Annotated in this window: 1 protein-coding gene; it reads right to left on the bottom strand. The window is 58.8% G+C overall.

Going from position 1 to position 1,506, the window contains the following annotated elements; genetic code table 11:
* Nucleotides 1-57: 57 nt before the first annotated feature.
* Nucleotides 58-1,506, bottom strand: a 1,449-nt coding sequence (gene tnpC / locus Xbed_RS18595; RefSeq protein WP_139837547.1) for an IS66 family transposase, incomplete at its 5' end; no start/stop codon positions are given.

Below are 1,506 nucleotides of genomic sequence, written 5' to 3' on the forward strand. Positions count from 1 at the left end.
GTAAGCATCCGGTCATCTCACCTTGCTTTACCAACCAACACTAAAAATGGGGGATTTTTAACTGAAAGGATTATCTGACCAGGGAAGGAGTTCATTCAAGCGGTTGTTCGGCCAGGTGGGTAATCGACGGAGGACATCTTGCAACCAAACCCGGGGGTCATGGCCGTTCGCTTTGGCGGTTTCCAGTAAACTCATCATCATCGCAGCCCGCTGCCCGGCCGCTAATGACCCCGCAAACAGCCAGTTCTTTCGTCCCACGGCGACACCCCGGATCGCATTCTCCGCCCGGTTGTTGTCTATCGGCACTCGCCCGTCATTCAGATAGCACACCAGCGCCGGCCAGCGTTTCAGCGTATAATTGATCGCCTTGTGTAACCCCGAGTTCGGGGCGGTCTGAGCCTGACACGTCTGTAGCCAGGCATGGAACTCATCCAGCCACGGCCGGGCATACCGTTGCCGCCATTGACGCCGTTTATCCGGGGGACGATTTTTGATTTTGCGCTCCAGTTTGTACAGTTCGCGGATGCCGTCCAGCGCCTGCTTCGCGATCGGGCTTTGACTGCTCCGGTAATAATCAAAAAACTTGCGGCGGGCATGGGCCCAACAGCCGGCTTCCGTGATGTCATCACGCGCATGCAGCGCGTTGTAACCGGCGTAATCATCGGTCACCAGTGCCCCACCCAACCAGTTTTGCAGGCAGGACTCCGCATAACGGCCACTGCGGCCCGGATGTAATTCGTAGTACACCACCGCCGGCGTATTATCCCGCGCCGTCACATACGTCCACAGATAAGCCCGCTGCGTTTGCCCCTTACCGGGGGACAACACCGGCAGCGGTGTTTCATCCGCCTGCAACACCGGCGCTGTCAGCAAGGCTTGTTTCAGCGCATCGGCCAACGGTTGCAGGGCCAGGGACACCTGCGCCACCCAGTCCGACAACGTACTGCGCGCCAGCGTCACGCCACTGCGGGCATAGATGTGTTGTTGCCGGTAGAGCGGCAGATGATCCTGATATTTGGCGACCATCACCTGGGCCAGCAGCCCGGGCTCAGGGATCCCCTTTTCAATCAGATGGGCGGGCTGGGATTTGGCGTGGATACACTGGCAGGCCGCACAACTGTACTGCGGGCAGACATAACGCCGGACAATAAAGGTGGCCGGACGATATTCCAGCCGCTCACTGATTTCATCACGCAGAAAACGCAGCGCCTGACCACAATCCGGGCAGCATGGGGTCTCCGGTTCTAACCGAACCTCTTCGCGGGGTAAAGTGTCAGGCAAAGGCTGACGTTTGGGACGCGCTGGCGGCGGACTTTCCCCGACCGGCAGGCGTGAAAGCTGGGTTGACAGTACCGCAATATCGGTATCCGCATCCTCTTCAAACTGGCTGCGTTTGTCCCCGACCGGCAGGGATTCACTGTGCGCACCAAAACGCCAGCGTTGCGCCTGTTTCAGCGCCTCTTCCAGCCGGCGAATGGTATCACGTTGTTGTTGCAGCAGCGTCAG

This window comes from Xenorhabdus beddingii (genome assembly GCF_002127545.1).
GTDB lineage: Bacteria > Pseudomonadota > Gammaproteobacteria > Enterobacterales > Enterobacteriaceae > Xenorhabdus > Xenorhabdus beddingii.